This window comes from Tenggerimyces flavus (assembly GCF_016907715.1).
GTDB lineage: Bacteria > Actinomycetota > Actinomycetes > Propionibacteriales > Actinopolymorphaceae > Tenggerimyces > Tenggerimyces flavus.
The window spans coordinates 6331519-6347559 of sequence record NZ_JAFBCM010000001.1 but is presented as its reverse complement, the minus strand read 5'-3'; the positions used below and the strand labels follow the sequence as shown (position 1 = coordinate 6347559).

At 70.3% G+C, this 16041-nt stretch carries 15 protein-coding genes; 9 read left to right on the top strand and 6 right to left on the bottom strand.

Going from position 1 to position 16041, the window contains the following annotated elements; translation table 11 throughout:
• The first annotated feature begins 57 nt into the window (after positions 1-57).
• From rplU to JOD67_RS29790, 5 genes are all read left to right on the top strand, one after another.
• The gene (gene rplU / locus JOD67_RS29810) at positions 58-369 is read left to right on the top strand and encodes a 50S ribosomal protein L21 (protein ID WP_205121024.1); all 312 of its coding nucleotides are present in this window, start codon (positions 58-60) and stop codon (positions 367-369) included.
• Positions 370-383: 14 nt separating this feature from the next.
• Positions 384-650, top strand: a complete 267-nt coding sequence (gene rpmA, locus JOD67_RS29805; protein WP_205121023.1) for a 50S ribosomal protein L27 — start codon at positions 384-386, stop codon at positions 648-650.
• A 168-nt stretch (positions 651-818) separates the two neighbouring features.
• Positions 819-2249: a GTPase ObgE gene (gene obgE / locus JOD67_RS29800; RefSeq protein WP_205121022.1), complete on the top strand. Its 1431-nt coding sequence runs from the start codon at positions 819-821 to the stop codon at positions 2247-2249.
• Positions 2250-3395, top strand: a complete 1146-nt coding sequence (gene proB / locus JOD67_RS29795; RefSeq protein ID WP_307782602.1) for a glutamate 5-kinase — start codon at positions 2250-2252, stop codon at positions 3393-3395.
• Positions 3392-3748: a DUF8830 family protein gene (locus tag JOD67_RS29790; RefSeq protein WP_307782601.1), complete on the top strand. Its 357-nt coding sequence runs from the start codon at positions 3392-3394 to the stop codon at positions 3746-3748. The genes proB and JOD67_RS29790 overlap by 4 nt, the downstream gene beginning before the upstream one ends.
• A 151-nt stretch (positions 3749-3899) precedes the next feature.
• Here the strand turns inward: JOD67_RS29790 and JOD67_RS29785 are convergent, their stop codons facing one another.
• On the bottom strand, positions 3900-5993 hold the full coding sequence (locus JOD67_RS29785; RefSeq protein WP_205121021.1) for an MMPL family transporter: 2094 nt from the start codon (positions 5991-5993) through the stop codon (positions 3900-3902).
• Positions 5994-6087: 94 nt separating this feature from the next.
• Here JOD67_RS29785 and JOD67_RS29780 point away from each other — a divergent pair, with 94 nt between their 5' ends.
• A complete protein-coding gene (locus tag JOD67_RS29780; RefSeq protein ID WP_205121020.1) occupies positions 6088-6708 on the top strand; it encodes a TetR/AcrR family transcriptional regulator in 621 nt (206 codons plus the stop codon).
• A 12-nt stretch (positions 6709-6720) separates the two neighbouring features.
• On the opposite strand, the gene JOD67_RS29775 is transcribed toward JOD67_RS29780, so the two are convergent.
• The 4 genes from JOD67_RS29775 to JOD67_RS29760 form a co-directional block, all read right to left on the bottom strand.
• On the bottom strand, positions 6721-9042 hold the full coding sequence (locus JOD67_RS29775; protein ID WP_205121019.1) for a hypothetical protein: 2322 nt from the start codon (positions 9040-9042) through the stop codon (positions 6721-6723).
• Between the two features lie 37 nt (positions 9043-9079).
• A complete protein-coding gene (locus JOD67_RS29770) occupies positions 9080-11455 on the bottom strand; it encodes a VIT domain-containing protein (protein WP_205121018.1) in 2376 nt (791 codons plus the stop codon).
• Complete coding sequence (locus JOD67_RS29765) at positions 11452-12027, bottom strand: MerR family transcriptional regulator (protein ID WP_205121017.1); 576 nt, start codon at positions 12025-12027, stop codon at positions 11452-11454. The genes JOD67_RS29770 and JOD67_RS29765 overlap by 4 nt, the downstream gene beginning before the upstream one ends.
• Positions 12028-12092: 65 nt before the next feature.
• The gene (locus tag JOD67_RS29760) at positions 12093-12992 is read right to left on the bottom strand and encodes an AraC family transcriptional regulator (protein ID WP_205121016.1); all 900 of its coding nucleotides are present in this window, start codon (positions 12990-12992) and stop codon (positions 12093-12095) included.
• Positions 12993-13135: 143 nt separating this feature from the next.
• On the opposite strand from JOD67_RS29760, the gene JOD67_RS29755 reads away from it, so the two are divergent.
• Together JOD67_RS29755 and JOD67_RS29750 are read left to right on the top strand one after the other, a co-directional pair.
• Complete coding sequence (locus JOD67_RS29755) at positions 13136-14218, top strand: aldo/keto reductase (RefSeq protein ID WP_205121015.1); 1083 nt, start codon at positions 13136-13138, stop codon at positions 14216-14218.
• Between the two features lie 54 nt (positions 14219-14272).
• The gene (locus JOD67_RS29750; protein ID WP_205121014.1) at positions 14273-14917 is read left to right on the top strand and encodes an O-methyltransferase; all 645 of its coding nucleotides are present in this window, start codon (positions 14273-14275) and stop codon (positions 14915-14917) included.
• A gap of 197 nt (positions 14918-15114) precedes the next feature.
• On the opposite strand, the gene JOD67_RS29745 is transcribed toward JOD67_RS29750, so the two are convergent.
• Positions 15115-15558: a helix-turn-helix domain-containing protein gene (locus tag JOD67_RS29745; RefSeq protein WP_205121013.1), complete on the bottom strand. Its 444-nt coding sequence runs from the start codon at positions 15556-15558 to the stop codon at positions 15115-15117.
• A 106-nt stretch (positions 15559-15664) separates the two neighbouring features.
• Here JOD67_RS29745 and JOD67_RS29740 point away from each other — a divergent pair, with 106 nt between their 5' ends.
• Positions 15665-16018: an SH3 domain-containing protein gene (locus JOD67_RS29740; RefSeq protein ID WP_205121012.1), complete on the top strand. Its 354-nt coding sequence runs from the start codon at positions 15665-15667 to the stop codon at positions 16016-16018.
• Positions 16019-16041 lie beyond the last annotated feature (23 nt).

The following is a 16041-nucleotide window of genomic DNA, read 5'->3' as shown; positions in this document are numbered from 1 at the left end:
TCTGCTCGCCCGACTGGGCGGAGCGATTCTGACCGTACGAAGAGAGTGGGACCTGCGGTGTACGCGATCGTGCGCAGCGGCGGACGACAGCACAAGGTCGCCGTCGGCGACGTGCTCGAGGTCAACAAGCTGACCGACGAGGTCGGCTCGACCGTCCAGCTGCCGGCCGTGCTTGTCGTGGACGGCGGTTCGGTCACGGCCGACGCCGACGCGCTCGGCAAGGTCTCGGTGACCGCGGAGGTCCTCGGTGCCGCCAAGGGGCCGAAGATCACCATCATGAAGTTCAAGAACAAGACCGGATACCGTCGCCGCCAGGGCCACAGGCAGAGCCTGACTCAGCTCAAGGTGACCGGCATCGAGACCAAGTAGGGGCTGAGTCCGAGATGGCACACAAGAAGGGCGCCTCGTCCTCGCGGAACGGGCGCGACTCCACCTCGAAGCGGCTGGGCGTCAAGCGCTACGGCGGCCAGCTCGTCGGCGCCGGCGAGATCATCGTTCGCCAGCGCGGCACCCACTTCCACCCCGGCGTGAACGTCGGGCGTGGTGGCGACGACACGCTGTTCGCGCTGGCTCCTGGTCACGTCGAGTTCGGCAGCCGGCGCGGTCGTCGCGTCGTCAGCATCGTTCCGGCGGAAGTGCCGGCCAGCTGACCTAGCACCACAGCAGCAAGACTTTCGTGAGAAGGGCGGGCCGCGAACGCGGCCCGCCCTTCTTTGATGTTTTCTCACGTGCGGAAAGCCAAGATCCTCTAGGTTTGCGGTGGCGACGTACGTGCATGCAGGCGGGGGCCTCAGGGGAGTGGGAAAGGAGGGTGTGCCGTGGCGGTCCCGAGTTTCGTCGACCGCGTCACGCTCAACGTCGCCGGCGGTGACGGTGGGCATGGGTGTACCTCGGTACACCGGGAGAAGTTCAAACCGTTCGGCGGCCCTGACGGTGGTGACGGCGGCCGTGGCGGCAGCGTCATCCTCCAGGTCGACCCCGGACTCACCACGCTCGTCGACTTCTACCACGCCCCTCATCGCAGTGGCGCTAACGGCCGGCCGGGCGAGGGCAACAACAAGTCCGGCGCCGATGGCGCCGACATCGTTCTGCGCGTTCCGGACGGCACGGTCGTGTCGACTTCCGACGGCGACGAGCTGATCGACCTGGTCGGCGAGGGAACGTCGTACGTCATCGCCGCTGGTGGCGCCGGCGGGCTCGGCAACGCCTCGCTCGCCTCCACCCGGCGCCGCGCTCCTGGCTTCGCGCTGCTCGGTGAGCCCGGTGACCGCCGGACGATCGTGCTCGAGCTGAAGCTCGTCGCCGACGTCGGGCTGGTCGGGTTCCCGAGCGCCGGCAAGTCGAGCCTGATCGCGGCGCTGTCGCGGGCTCGGCCGAAGATCGCGGACTACCCGTTCACCACGCTGGTGCCGAACCTCGGTGTCGTGACCGCCGGCGGGGCGTCGTTCACCGTCGCCGACGTGCCCGGCCTGATCGAGGGCGCGAGCGAGGGCCGCGGCCTCGGCCACGAGTTCCTCCGGCACATCGAACGCTGCAGCGCGCTCTGCCACGTGATCGACTGCGGCACGCTCGAGCCGGGACGGGATCCGCTGTCCGACCTGGACGTGATCGAAGCCGAGCTGGAGAAGCACGGCGGCCTCGCCGAACGGCCTCGGATCGTGGCGCTGAACAAGGTGGACCTGCCCGATGCTCGTGACCTCGCCGCTCTGGTCCGCCCGGAGCTGGAGGCCCGCGGGCTGGAGGTCTTCGAGATCTCGGCGGCGACGCACGAGGGGCTGACCGAGCTGTCGTACGCGATGTCGCGGCTCGTCCGTTCGCGTCGCGCCGCCACGCCGGAGCCCGAGGCGACCCGGATCGTGCTGCGTCCGCGCGCCGTCGACGAGCAGGACTTCACCGTCGTCCACGAGACGGACGGCTGGCGCGTGCGGGGCACGCGTCCGCAGCGGTGGGTGCGGCAGACGGACTTCACCAACGACGAGGCGGTCGGCTACCTCGCCGACCGGCTGAACCGGCTCGGGGTCGAGGACCGGCTGCGCGAGCTCGGCGCCGAGCCCGGCGACACCGTACTGATCGGCGACGACGACAACGCGGTCGTCTTCGACTTCGACCCGTCGGTGCCGACGGGTGCGGAGCACCTGAAGGGCGTGCGGGGTTCGGACCCCCGCCTCGACCAGAAGACGAGCCGGACGGTCGCTCGTCGGGACGCGCCGCACCGGCTCAAGCGACCACGCGAGGACGGGAAGGCGTAGGTGGGCAAGCTGCGTGCGGACGTGACGCGGGCGCAGCGCGTTGTCGTCAAGGTCGGTTCCTCGTCGCTGACGACCGGGCGCGGCGCCATCGACCCGGCCCGGATCGACGCGCTGGTCGACGCGCTGGCGTCTCGGCGTGCTGCCGGGACCGAGATCGTGCTGGTGTCGTCCGGGGCGATCGCGACCGGGATCGCACCGCTGGGGTTGAAGGCTCGGCCGCGCGACCTGGCCACGCAGCAGGCGGCGGCTTCGGTTGGACAGGGGTTGCTCGTCGCCCGGTACACCGAGGCGTTCGGCCGGCACGGGTTCCGCGTCGCGCAGGTGCTGCTGACGGCCGACGATGTCACGCGGCGGTCGCACTATCAGAACGCGTTCCGTACGTTCGCGCGGTTGCTCGAGCTCGGCGTCGTGCCGATCGTGAACGAGAACGACTCCGTGGCCACGCACGAGATCCGGTTCGGCGACAACGACCGGTTGGCGGCCCTGGTGGCGCACCTCGTCCACGCCGACCTGCTGGTGTTGTTGTCGGACGTGGAGGGCCTGTACGACGGCGATCCGCGGCGCGCTGGCACCTCGTTGATCACCGACGTGCGCGGGCCGGAGGACCTGGCGCGGGTCGTCGTTGGTAAGGCGAAGGGCAACGGCGTCGGGACCGGCGGGATGGTGACGAAGGTCGAGGCAGCCGACATCGCCACTGCTGCGGGGATTCCGGTGGTGCTGGCTGCGGCTGCGGCTGTCGGCGACGCGTTGGCCGGTTCGGTGGTGGGGACGCATTTCCATGTGACGGGGCGTCGGCGTTCGACCCGGTTGCTGTGGCTGCAGCACGCGACGACGCCGCAGGGCCGGCTGCTGCTGGACGAGGGCGCTGTGGTGGCCGTACGCGACCGGCGCGCCTCGTTGTTGCCTGCGGGGATCACCGCGGTCGAGGGCTCGTTCGGTCACGGCGACCCGGTGGACCTCGTCGATCCTTCGGGTCATGCGGTGGCGCGCGGTCTGGTGAACTTCGACGCCGACGAACTTCCTGCCCTGCTTGGCCGTTCGACGCGCGAGCTGGCGCGCGAGCTGGGCCCGGCGTACGAACGCGAGGTCGTGCATCGTGACGATCTCGTTCTGCTGCACGAACGTCGCAACGGAGGCGCCCGGTGACCGATGGCGAGTCGCGGATGTGGCACGTCACCGTGACGGTTGCCGGTGACGCGCACGACCCGTCCGAGGTGCGGAGCGGGCTGGAGCGTCTGGTCGAGGAACGCCCGTTCCTGTTGACGGTTCGGTATCGCGAGGACCGCGCGGAGGTGCGGTACTGGGAGCAGGCCGAGGAGATCCTCGACGCCGCCTCCTTGGCGCTGCGCCTGTGGAACGAGCACCGCGGCTCAGCCGGCCTGCCGCGCTGGGAGGTCATCGGCCTCGAGGTGCTGGACCGCGACACGTTCTACATGCGCGTCGACGAAGGCACCGCCCCCAGGCCGATCGCCGACGCAGGCGCTGTCCGCCCGTACTAGCCTCGATCCTTCGTCCGGCGGTCGGTTGTCCGGTCCGGCCCCACCCTGCCCGGCCCTGGGGCCATTGATCATGTTTACATGATCATTTGCCCCTTTACGTGGGGTGGACGCCAGGTAGAGCGGCCACTGGCCGGGTAAGGCGACACCCCGCTCAGGTGGTCGCGGTCTCTTCGCGGAGTCCGAAGCGGGCGTGCAGGCGGCGTAGCGGCTTGGGCGCCCACCAGTTCGCCTTGCCGGCCAGGCGCATGAAGGCGGGGACGAGGATGGCGCGGATCAGGGTCGCGTCGACGATGATCGCCACCGCGAGGCCCACTCCCAGCATCTTCAGGAAGACAACGCCGGAGGTCGCGTAGATCGCGAACGACAGCGCGAGGATGGCGGCGGCCCCGGTGATCAACGGCCCACTGCGTTCCATCGCGTGCGCGACCGCTGAGGTGTTGTCGCCCGTCCGGTCGTACTCCTCCTTGATCCGCGACAGCATGAACACCTCGTAGTCCATCGACAGCCCGTACGCGATGCAGAACATCAGCAGCGGGATGCTCGTCTCCAGCGTCCCCGTCGGCGTGAAGCCCAGCAGCCCTGCCAGGTTGCCGTTCTGGAATCCCCACACCAGCACGCCGAACATCGCGGACAGGCTGAGCAGGTTCATCACCGTCGCCTTGATCGGCAGCAGTACGCTCCCGGTCATCAGGAAGAGAATCACGAACGTACACGCGAAGATCGTCGCCAACACCCACGGCAGCCGGTCCAGCAACGCCTGCCGGTAGTCCGCGAGCTCGGCGGGATAGCCGCCCACGAGCACGCCGAACGGAGCGTCCACCGCGCGGACGTCGGCGACCAGACCGAGCGGGTCCGTGCGAAGCCGTTCCGACGTCGGGATGATCGACACCCAAGCGGAATCGCCTTGCTGGCCGGCGATCTCCGCCCGCGCGACCCCCTCGACGCGCCCCAGTTCAGCGGCATAGCGGTCGACGGCGGCCCCGCCGGCCACCGGAATCACCGCCTGGAGCGCGTCGTCGGGCTCGGACGGGAAGCCGGCGTTGATCCGTTCCTCGACCGTACGGACCTGCGCACCCGGCGGCAGCGTGCGCTCATCGGGCAGCCCGAACGTCAGACCGAGGAACGGCGCACCCAGCAACGCGAGCAGGACCGCCGCGGTCCCGCCGTACACCAGCGGCCGGCGCATCACCGCGAGCGCGCCGCGATGCCAGAACCCACGCGACGGACGCGGCGCTCGGTCGCCCAGCTTGCGCGTCGCGGCGAGCAGCGCGGGCAGCACGACGACCGCGCCGAGCATGCTGAACCCCACCACGAGAATCCCCGCGTACGCGAACGCACGGAGGAACGGGAACGGGATCAGCAACAGCCCGAGCAGCGAGACCGCGACCGTGAGCCCGCTGAACAGCACGGTCCGACCGGCCGTCGCCACCGTCCGCGCGATCGCGTCGGCGCGACTGTCGCCGAGCTGGCGTTGCTCGCGGAACCGGCTCAGCACGATCAGGCAGTAGTCGATGCCGAGCCCGAGCCCCATCGCGAGCGTGATGTTCAGCGCGAACGTCGAGATCTCGGTGACACTCGTCAGCAACCGCAGCGCGGCCATCGTCGTCACCATCGCGAACAGCCCGACGCCCACGGTCGCCAGTGCGGGACCGATTCCACGGAACATCCACACCAGCAGGAGCAGAACGAGCGGGAAGATGATCATCTCGGCGCGCACGAAGTCCTGCGCGGACTGCGCGCTGATCTGGCGCGAGACCTCCTCGCGTCCGGTGACCTCGACGGTGACCGTCCCGTCGTCCCGGGTGAAGTCAGGTGCGAGCTCGGCCAGCATGCCTCGTGCGGTCGTCGCGTCGCCCGGAACGTACCCGACGATCAACGCCTGCTTGCCGTCCTCGCTGCGCAGCAGGGGATCGGGCTCGCCCGTCCAGTACGACGTCGCCTCGTCCACCTCGGGCCGGTCGACGAGCTCGCGGGTCAGTGCCGCGCCCGCCGCGGCGACAGCCGGGCTGTCAACCGTGCCTTGCTTCGCGGTGACGACCACCATGACGTTCGCACTGGCGGTGCCGAACCGTTCCTGCAGAACTGCCGCCGCCCGCATCGACTCCGAGCCGGGAGACTGCCATCGCGACAGCACCAGCGCGTCGAGCGTCCCGGTCGCGAGCACGCCGGCGAGCAGGAAGACGGCGAGGGCGCCGGCGAGCACCCAGCGCCGGCGACGGACGAGAAGGCGGCTGAGACGGTCCATGGAGGCGCTCCGCTACGATAGACGGGAAATGCGAGCGTCTGCTCGTGTTTGAAAATACGAGCGATTGCTCGTATTTGTCAATCGGGAGTCCGCCATGTCCGCTGCCGAGCAGCCGCCGCGCCGCCGCCAGGCGCGCGGCGAGCGCAGGATCGAACAGCTGCTGCGCGCGGCCGCCGAGGTGTTCGCCGAGGTCGGCTACGAGGCGGCGACGACGAACGCGATCGCCGCCCGCGCGGGAACGTCGCCGGGCACGCTGTACCAGTTCTTCCCGAACAAGCTCGCGATGGCCGAGGCGCTCGCGGGGCAGTACGTCGAGCGGCTCAAGGCCTCGCACGCCATCGCGATGTCCCCGGACCTGATCAAGCTGCCGCTGCGGGAGCTGCTGGACAAGGTCGTGGACACGATCATCGCGGCGAACGTGAACAACCCGGGCTTCAAGTCGCTGTTCGCCGACTCCGCGCTGCCCCACCAGCTGACCAGCCCGGGCCGCGACCTGCACGCGGCCGTGGCGGGTCGGATCGAGGAGCTGTTCGCGCTCCGGGTGCCGGACCAGCCGGTCGAGGAACGCGCCCGGGCCGCGCAGGTCACGGTCGCTCTGTTCCAGGGCATGGTGCCGCTGGTCGTCGCCGCGTCCGAGCCGGAACGGCCGGTGGTGATCGGGGAGCTGAAGAAGGTGCTGTACGGCTACCTCTCGCCGATCCTCGGCGAGAGGTAGCCCGCACGTTCGCTAGCGGAGTTTGGCCGCGCGGAGGACGGTCTGCTGGAGGGTGTTGCCGTCGGTGTCCTTCGCCTTGAAGCGTAGGGACAGGAAGCCCTTGCCTGGCTTGGTGATTCGTGCCTGCCACCCCGACCTCGGGTTGCGGCGGACGGTTGCTGCCCGCCAGGTCTTGCCGTCGTCGACCGAGTAGGTCACGGCGAGGGAACGTACCGGTGCCGGGCGGCCGGCCAGGTCCTGTCGGTGCACGGCGATCGGCACGAACAGCACGCGGCCGCCGTGGGCAGTGTTGGTCTCGTCGACGGGTGCGATCGCATGAATCGTCAACAGCGGAAGGCGAACGGCTTCCTCGGCGGCTGCCGAGGAGAACGTCCAGACCGCTGAGATGTCGGTCGTGGTCTGCCACCACGCCGCCCGCCGGGACAGGGTCGAGCGCAGCTCGTACCGACCGCGCTCGGGTGGGACGGTGAACACCGCGATCGTGTTGTCGTCGACCCGCCCGACCAGCTCGCCGTCCCGGTACAGCTCCTGGCTGCCCTTGGTCGACGCGTTGTCGTTGTCCATCGGGTACCAGAGCTCACCGGGGTTCTGCTGCGCGTCGGTCAGCATGAGGTGGTTGCTCCAGATCGTGTCCTGCTCGCGTACGACCTTGTAGTACTCGTCGTCGCTGCCGGGCGGGAACGCTGGCCCGAGGATGCCCTTGTGCCAGTCGAGCTTGTCATCGCGGCCAGCTTTGTACGCGCGCTTGACCTGCCAGGACTGCTCGCCGCCGATGTTCCAGTTGGTGCTGTTCAGCTGCCACTCGCCCGGCGTCACGTACTCGTCCCGCACGGTCGGCCGCGGCACGGGCATCGCGCCGCCGGCGCCCATGCCGAAGCCGTAGAAGTACGCGGCCGCGCCGGTCAGCCCGATCCCGGGAGCCCCGTGCGACGCGTAGGTCACGCGCAGGTGGGCGAGGTCGCGGCGGCGGAGCACCTGCTCCTGATCGGCAGGGATGGCGTTCCGGCCGGGGAACGACAGGTCGTACCGGTACGAGCTGCCGGCCAGCCCGCGCAAAGTCACCTTGACGGTCGCGCCCAGCCCGAGCTTCGCGAGCCGACCGGCTGCCGAGCCGATCGCGTAGCCCGCCGGCAACGGCAGGGGGCCGGGCTCCTCGGAGAACGGGACGTCCGCTCCGACATGCAGGACCGCTCGGGCGCCCGCCTCGTGCAGCAGCCGCAACCGCGGGACGAACTCGGCCAGGTCGTCCGGCGGCAGGTCCAGCAGTGCGAGCCGGCCCGCGAGCTCGAGCCCGGCGAGCTCCTTCGGGGTGGCGGATCCGACGTGGACGGCGACCAGGCGTTCGGTGCCGAGGACGCGCGGGGTCAGGACGTCGTACCAGTCCGCCTTCAGCTCGAACCGCTCCGGCGCGGTCACCGCGACCTTCAGCTCGGGCTCCTGCAGCATCTGCCGGTGGATGAAGACGAAGTCCGGATGGCCAGTGCCAGCGGGGGATCCGACGTAGACGTCGTCGTACCGGTCCAGCGGGAACAGCAGGTCGACCAACTGCGGGTTGCCGTCCGGATCGATGATCGGCAACGCGGCGCTGACGAAGCCGAGCACGGTGATCGCGTCCCGGTCCGGAACGGTCACCGCGACGCGATGACCGACGCGGGCGTCCAGCAGCACCTCGGTGTCCGCACTGACCTCGAACCCTGGTTGGGCGATCAGGCTCCGGCTCGGGAAGTCCTGTCCGCGCTCGTCGGTGAGGATGGCGCCGATGACGAGGTACCGGCCGGCGGGCAGCGTCGCCTGCTCGCCATGCGCGGGGGAGGCGACGATCTCGCCGGTGGTGGCGTCCATGAAGTACGCGCGATTCCAGCCCTCCAACGCCATGGTGTCGGCGCCGTTTCGGTCGACCAGCTTCGCGGTGACCTCGAACGCGTCCGCCGCGGCCTTCTGCCGTCGAGCGGCCGGCACCCGACGCGGGTCGGCCTTGCGTGCGTCGTCGTAGCCGGCGCGGACCAGACCGGTGACGTTGAACAGCCGCTCGTCGAGCTCGCCGCTGCGGATCTTTGCCAGCAGGTGAGCGGGAACGACGTACCGATCGCCACCCATCGCGTACCGCAGGATCGGCGTCCTCGCCAACGGCTGCGCGAGCTCGACGTCGACGATCTGCCCTTCCCGCAGCCGCACGAGGTCTCCGGTGACGAGTCGCACCGACCGCGGTGAGGCAGATCCGGCGTCCGCCCCGCCCACGTGGGGAGCGGCGGACGCCGGCCCGATCCGTACTGCCGCACCGATGCCGGCCAGGGCTGACGACGCGAGGATCGTCCGTCGAGTCAGAGAGGTCATGTCTGTACGACGCCGCGACCTCCCCGCCGCGTCACGGCTACCCGCGCCGCCAGAACGACTTCCGCTTCGGCGTCACCGGCGGCATCGTGTCGGCATCCCCGGTGAAGGCCTGCAGGACGTCGACCGCTCGGAGCCGGAGCCGTTGGAGCTCGGCCGCGTCCGCGGGCAGCGTCGCGAGATCCGTGGCCAGCTCGCGAAGCGGCTGCAGCTCGTGCGGAGCCAAGCCCAGCTGGTCGACGTCCTCCAGCCACGCCTGGAGCTCCTCGAGCAACGGCCGGACCTCGTCACCCTTGGCCTCGCGCAGCCGGGCGAGCAGCTCGGCAGCCTCCGCGCGGCCACCACCAGGGCTCGACATCGAGACGTCTTCGTCGGCCGCCATCCAGTCCATGGACGCCGGTCCGCTCTCGAGCCTCGCCGCCCCGGCGACGCCGCGGTGCCGGTCACCCGACGGGGCGGCCGAGCGGGCGAACCCACCTGAGAACGCCATCGCCGCGGGCGCCGGCATCGTGGGCGGCTCCCAGCTCTGCGGCAGCTCGACCGGCTGGGTCACCTGCCGCGGCGTGGAGCCGTCGGTGACGACGCGCTGGTCGACCGCGACGTACGCGGTGAAGCGGCACAGCACCCCGAACGCCAACGAGGTCGCGACGATCTGGTGTTCGAGCGCCTCGGTGTCGCCGCGTCGGGCGGTGACGTACCGGTCCTCCAAATCGCGGATCCGCGCCCTGCCCCAGACCGCGCCGAGCGCCGGGCTGGCGTCCACCGCGCCTGGCAGGGTGCGGGTCCACGCCGTGCCGCCCGCCTGCTGCCCGACGATGCGCAACGCGCCATCCGGCTTGCCCTGGTAGCGGCCGGTCAGCACCAGCGGCGCGCCCGCGTACAGACCGGGCAACGTCGTCGGCGCGAGCGAGTCCGGCACGACGTCGAGCCCGTCGCCCTCGACCCGCAGGTCGGTGACGAGCGGCGTCCCGATCCGGCGGTGGATCGCCTCCATCGCCTGGTCGAGCCGGTCCTCGGACTCCACCAGCTCGTAGTGCCCGCCGCCGAGCGACGCGAGCCGACGCAGGAACGCCTCGTTGACCGCGACGTCGATGCCGACCGTGTGGACGCGGACGCCGTGCAGCTTCGGGGCCAGCTCGCGCAGGATCTGGTCCTCGTTGCCGACCTGACCGTCGGTGATGAGCACGAGCGCGCGCTCGCGCTCGGTGCCCTCGGTCGCGAGCAGGTTGGCCGCCTCGACCAGCGGACGCAGCATCTCGGTGCCGCCACGCGCCTCGAGCTTGGCCAGGTGCTCGACCGCTCGGAACCTATGCCGGTCGGTGCCGTCCACCAGTCCCGACGGCAGGTGTGCCGGCGGTTCGACGGTGTTGTCGAACGCGAGCACGGTGAACCGGTCGGCGCTGCCGAGGGTGTCGACGATCCGCGCGGTGGCGCGCCGGGCGGCGACCATCTTCCAGCCGCCCATGCTGCCGGAGCGGTCGAGGACGAACACCACGTCCCGCGGTCGGGGCGTGGCGTTCTCACTCGGTGGCAGCACGGTGAGCGCGAAGCTGCCCGCCCCGAAGTCGGCCGGGATGTCGGTGCGCTCGTCCGGCGCCAGCACCAGCGAGCTGGTGACCGCGTCGGGGGAGCCGAGCGCGAGCCGGAGCACGAAGTCCCGGTCGACGCGCTCGCCGGGATGCACGCGTACCCGCAGCCGGCCGCCGTCCAGGTCGTCGACCGCAACCGTGTGCAGGCTGGACTCGACACCGGCGAGCGGAAGCCCGGCAGGGTCGAGCTCGGCCTCGATCGACAGCGCGACGGGGTTGGGGAAACCGGGCAATAGCACCGGCGGGGTGATCCGGGAGGCGTCCGGCACGGCGTCGGTGTCGGACTCCACGCCCGAGCCCACCGAATCGCCGGGCAGCGGAGCTCCCGGGATGTAGCGGGGCGCGACGACGAGCGGGAAGCGGAACGTCGCTTGGCCGTCCTCGTACGCGAGCCGTCCGGCCAGCGTGAGCCGGATCGAGACCCGCTCGCCGGGCAGGATGTTGCCGACCCGCATGGTGAAGACGCCGGGCCGCTCCTCCTCGGCGATCGAGGCACGCTTGCCCTCGGAGATGGCCTGGTCGTACTGCTGGCGGGCCTCCTCGCGCTCGCGCAGCACGCCGTCGATCTCGCGGTCGGCGGCGGTCATCCGCAGCGAGGTGAGGGCGGCCCGGTCGGGGAGCGGAAAGATGTACGTCGCCTCGAGCGGCTCGGCGTACGGATTGTGGAAGCGCTGGGTCAGCACGGTGTGGCTGGCGAGCCCGGTCGTGCTGACGCGCACGTCGAGTGCCTCGAGCGGCAGATTGCCCTTGTCGGTGCGCAAGGAGCCGAAGCCGTCGTCCTCGGTCGGAGTCGGCGGCGTTTCCAGCCTGGTCACAGAGATGGTCATGCCTGCTCCTTCGATCGGTCGGTCCTGATGACTTCGAGGCGCTTCAGCAACGAAAGCAGGGGAGCGGCCGCGTCGAGCAAGGCCGCTTCCTCGTGCGGGCTGAGGTGCCAGTTGGCGTTGTCGATGAGCAGTCGTACGTCGTCGCGAAGCCAGATGACGTCGACCACCGTGCGTCGGGACGGCTCCGGCTCCGGCGCGGGAGTTGGCGGCTGGGTCCAGAAGCGCCGTGCGGACGCGGCCGGACGTGGCTCTCGCTCGAGCCCGGCGAGCGCGGCGAGCGCGTCGTCGTCCAGTCCAGCCAGCCTGGCCTGGACCTCGTTGAGTGGCAGCCCCTGCTGCTGCAGCCGCTTGATCGCGATCAGCTGGAGCAGGTGGCGTTCGCTGTACATCGCCGTACGGCCGCGGTGCTCGGGACGGTCCACCAGCCCGGTCGTCTGGTACCAGCGGATCGTCCGGGCGTCCGGAACGTCGCGCACGCGACCACTCGGGATGGCGCCGTTCTCGGCAGCGAGCGCGGCATCCACCCGTTCGGTCAGCTCCGGCAGCGTCCAGAGCGCGGCAACGTCGGTCATGCCGGCAATCCTTACACTGCAAGCTGACACTGTCAATGTTGCAGTGATCGAGTTGTGGACAAGTGTCAGGGCAGGTGGAGGACCGCCGCCTGGGAGTCGCGGAGGCGGGCGGCGTCCTGGCCGGGTGGGGCGCCGAACAGGCGGCGATACTCGCGGTTGAACTGGGTCGGGCTGTCGTAGCCGACGAGATGCCCGACGCCGGCGACGTCGCCGGGACGGGCGGTGAGCAGTGACCGGGCCTCCTGGAGCCGGATGCGTTTCTGGAACTGCAGCGGGCTCATCGCGGTGATCGCGCGGAAGTGCCGGTGGAACGCGGACGGGCTCATGCCGACGAGCCGCGCGAGGTCGGCGATCCGCATCGGCTCGGCGTAGTTGTCGCGGATCCAGCGGATCGCGCGGCTGACGTACGCCAGGCCGCTGTCGGCGAGGCCGATCTGGCGGATCACCTCGCCGTGCGGGCCGGTGAGCATCCGCCAGAGGATCTCGCGTTCGACCAAAGGGGCGAGGACGGGCACGTCCGCGGGATGGTCGAGCAGCCGCAGCAGTCGTACGACGGCGTCGAGCAGTTCGCCGCTCGCCTTGCCGGTCGCGAGCGCGGGTGCGCTGCTCCCGCCACGCGACCACCTGGCCGGGGTCTCCAGCAGCAGGGGAGCGATGGCGGCCGGACGCAGCACCAGCCCCATCCCCAACGCCGGCCTCGAGGGGCTGGGGTCGAGGAAGTGGCCGGTCAGCGGCAGGGTCGCGGCGACCAGGAGGAACTGCCCGGCCAGGTACTCGAAGACCTGGTCGCCGAGCAGCAGGCGCTTGCCGCCCTGTGCCATGACGACCAGCAGTGGTTCGGCGATGGACGCGTCCGGCTCCGCGCTCTCCACCTTCGACAGCAGCAGTCCGTCGATCGGCGTGCTCAGATCCGGTCGCGCGTGAGCGGCTATGAGGGCGCGTAGCTCGTCCAGGTCAGGGGCCACGCGTTCAGCGAAGCATCGATCAAGCCCGATCGGGGCAAAGTCGAGAGGATTGGGCAAGAGTCGGCGCGGATCGATCTACCACCGGTCAGTGTGAGGAGGTTGCATGGAGGCAAGAAACTTTCCTTACATACAAGGAGCATTCCATGTCGCTCGACCACTACGTCACGCTCGGCCGATCCGGTCTGAGGGTCAGCCCGTTCGCGCTCGGCGCGATGACGTTCGGAGAAGACCCCGGCGGCGCCGGAACGACCGTCGAGGAGTCGGAGAAGATCCTCGCGACGTACCTCGACCGCGGCGGCAACTTCATCGACACCGCGAACCTCTACACGAACGGCCACTCCGAGAAGATCCTCGGCGACTTCTTCGCCGCCCAGCCCGGACGACGCCAGCACGTCGTTCTGGCGTCCAAGTTCTCGTTCAACCTGTTCCCCGGCGACCCGAACGGGGGCGGCGCCGGCCGCGGCTCGATCGTCGCCCAGCTCGACGAGACGCTGCGCCGGCTGCGGACCGACTACCTCGACCTGTACTGGCTGCACAACTGGGACCGCCACACGCCGATGGAGGAGACGATGCGGACGCTGGACGACCTGGTCCGCGCCGGCAAGATCCGCTATCTCGGGTTCTCCAACACCCCGGCCTGGTACACCGCACAGGCGCAGACGACCGCACTGCTGCGCGGCTGGACGCCGTTGATCGCCCTGCAGGTCCAGTACTCCGTGCTGACCCGCACCGTCGAAGGCGAGCTCGCGCCCTTCGCGCGGGACCAGGGCCTGGCGCTGGTGCCGTGGAGCCCGCTGCGGAACGGGTTCCTGTCCGGCAAGTACCGGCGCGGCACCGAGGTCACCGACTCCGCGCGGGTGGCGTACGTCGGCGGTCCCACCGAGGAGGAGTACGACGTGATCGAGCTCGTCGGCGCGATCGCCGACGAGCTGGGCACCAGCTCCGCCGCGGTGTCGCTCGCCTGGCTCCGCTCCCGCCCGGGGACCGTCGTCCCGATCCTCGGCGCGCGGCGGGTGGAGCACCTCGAGGACAACCTCGCCGGCCTCGACGTGACCCTCACGCCCTCGCAGGTGGAGGCTTTGGACGCGATCTCGGCGCCGACGCTGAACTATCCGGCGTTCCTGCACGGCGACCAGCGCGCGATGCTGCAGTTCGCCGGCACGACCGTCGACGGCGAGCCGTCCACCGTCTATCCACCACTGCTGCAGAGCGACGTTCGCTACTGAGGTCGCGCCGATATCGTGACGCGAGACCGAGTCGATCACAGCGCAGGGAGTCCGATGTCCGTTCAAGTCGACGTCGCCGAGTACGTGAGCACGCACTGCACCCCGCCCGACGAGCTGCTGCAGGAGCTGGTCGTTCGCACCCGCGAGGCGACCGGGGGAGCGGCCGGGATGCAGATCAGTCCTGAGCAGGGCGTGTTGATGGGCATGCTGGTGCGGCTGACCGGGGCGAAGCGGGCGGTCGAAGTCGGCGTGTTCACCGGCTACTCCTCGCTCAGCGTCGCCCGTGCCCTGCCTTCGGACGGCACGCTGCTCGCGTGCGACGTGAGCGAGGAGTGGACGTCGATCGCGCGCGAGTTCTGGGATCGCGCGGGCGTCTCGGACAAGATCGAGCTGCGGATCGGCCCGGCGGTCGACACGCTGCGCGCGTTGCCAGCCGAGCCGACGTTCGACTTCGCGTTCATCGACGCCGACAAGGAGAGCTACCCGGCGTACTACGAGGAGATCCTCGCCCGCCTGGTCCCGGGCGGCCTCATCCTCCTCGACAACGCCTTCCGCGGCGGCACCGTCCTCGATCCCACCAACGACGATCCAGGCACCGTGGCCATCCGTGGGCTGAACGACGCGATCCGCGAGGACTCCCGCGTCGACACCGTCCTCCTCCCTCTCCGCGACGGCATCGTGCTCGCTCGCAAGCGCTAGCCTCCATCTTTCGTCCAGCGGTTGGTTCGCCCGGTCCGCCCGGCCTGGGGGCCAATGATCATGTTGACATGATCATTGGCCCCTTTACGTGGGGTGGACGCCAGGTAGAGGGGTCGCTGACCGGTAAGGCGACCACGACGCTTTACGTACGGAGTGCCTTCCCGCTCAGATCACTCGAGACGTCGCCATCCCAAGGCTTAGTCCGCCAGCAGTTTCCGCAGCTCACGGGCGAGGTGCTGAGCCAGCCGCGATGCAGCGGCGTCCGGGTCGGCGCCGACCAGCACGGTGGCGAGCTCTACTGCCACGGCCATCGTGCTGGTCGCACCGGACGTCGGGGGAGTGCACACGCGGAACCAGGCCTCGCTCCACAGCCGCTGCTCGTGCGCGGTCGCACCCAGCGCGATGACGATGCGGTCGAGGACCTCCGCCGGCGGGAGGTGCTTGCCGCTCAGGTACGCGTGCACCGTCGACCGCGGTACGTCGACGCGCTCAGCGAGGTCGGTGAGGCTGACCCGTACGTTCAACGTCCCCGCCGCCGCGCGTCCCCGCAGCAGGTTGAGCTCGCGCGCCAGGTCGGCACGCGTCGCGATCCTGCTCGGATCCGGCCCAGCGGTGCGGTAACGCCCTCTCGGAACCCCCACGTCGATCCCCCGTCCAGCAACGTCCAGCTATGTCCAGGACCGACCCTCCACACAGGCGGAACGCAGTGAGATCTCCCTGCACCCATTCCGTTCCTGAGGAGGATCCATGCGAACCGTCCTTGCTCGTCGCATCCTCGGCGGCGCACTCGCCGCCGCCGCCACCGCGACCGTCCTGCTGAGCGCACCGCTGCCCGCGAACGCTGCCACCACCGCGCAGGCCGCGCCTTCGTCCGTCGTCGTGCTGGCCACGTGCCGGTACGTCGTCAACGACACCGGAGTGCGCGCCCGCTACGGCCCCGGCACCACGTACGGGATCTACCGCACGCTCACGATCGGCGAGGTCGTGACCGGACCCTGCGAGCTGATCTGGAACGGTCCAGAGGGCCGCTACTGGGCCAAGCTCTACACCCGCGCCGGCTTCTTCGTGTACGCGGCGGCGGAGTTCCTCTCGCCGCAGTAGAAGTCCGAACAGCGAAAGGCCCT

Coding starts and splice junctions, on each gene's coding strand:
- rpmA (WP_205121023.1), top strand. CDS start 384: ATGGCACACAAGAAGGGCGCCTCGTCCTCGCGGAACGGGCGCGACTCC.
- JOD67_RS29755 (WP_205121015.1), top strand. CDS start 13,136: ATGTCGCTCGACCACTACGTCACGCTCGGCCGATCCGGTCTGAGGGTC.
- JOD67_RS29780 (WP_205121020.1), top strand. CDS start 6,088: ATGTCCGCTGCCGAGCAGCCGCCGCGCCGCCGCCAGGCGCGCGGCGAG.
- JOD67_RS29775 (WP_205121019.1), bottom strand. CDS start 9,042: ATGACCTCTCTGACTCGACGGACGATCCTCGCGTCGTCAGCCCTGGCC.
- JOD67_RS29770 (WP_205121018.1), bottom strand. CDS start 11,455: ATGACCATCTCTGTGACCAGGCTGGAAACGCCGCCGACTCCGACCGAG.
- JOD67_RS29765 (WP_205121017.1), bottom strand. CDS start 12,027: ATGACCGACGTTGCCGCGCTCTGGACGCTGCCGGAGCTGACCGAACGG.
- JOD67_RS29750 (WP_205121014.1), top strand. CDS start 14,273: ATGTCCGTTCAAGTCGACGTCGCCGAGTACGTGAGCACGCACTGCACC.
- JOD67_RS29740 (WP_205121012.1), top strand. CDS start 15,665: ATGCGAACCGTCCTTGCTCGTCGCATCCTCGGCGGCGCACTCGCCGCC.
- JOD67_RS29785 (WP_205121021.1), bottom strand. CDS start 5,993: ATGGACCGTCTCAGCCGCCTTCTCGTCCGTCGCCGGCGCTGGGTGCTC.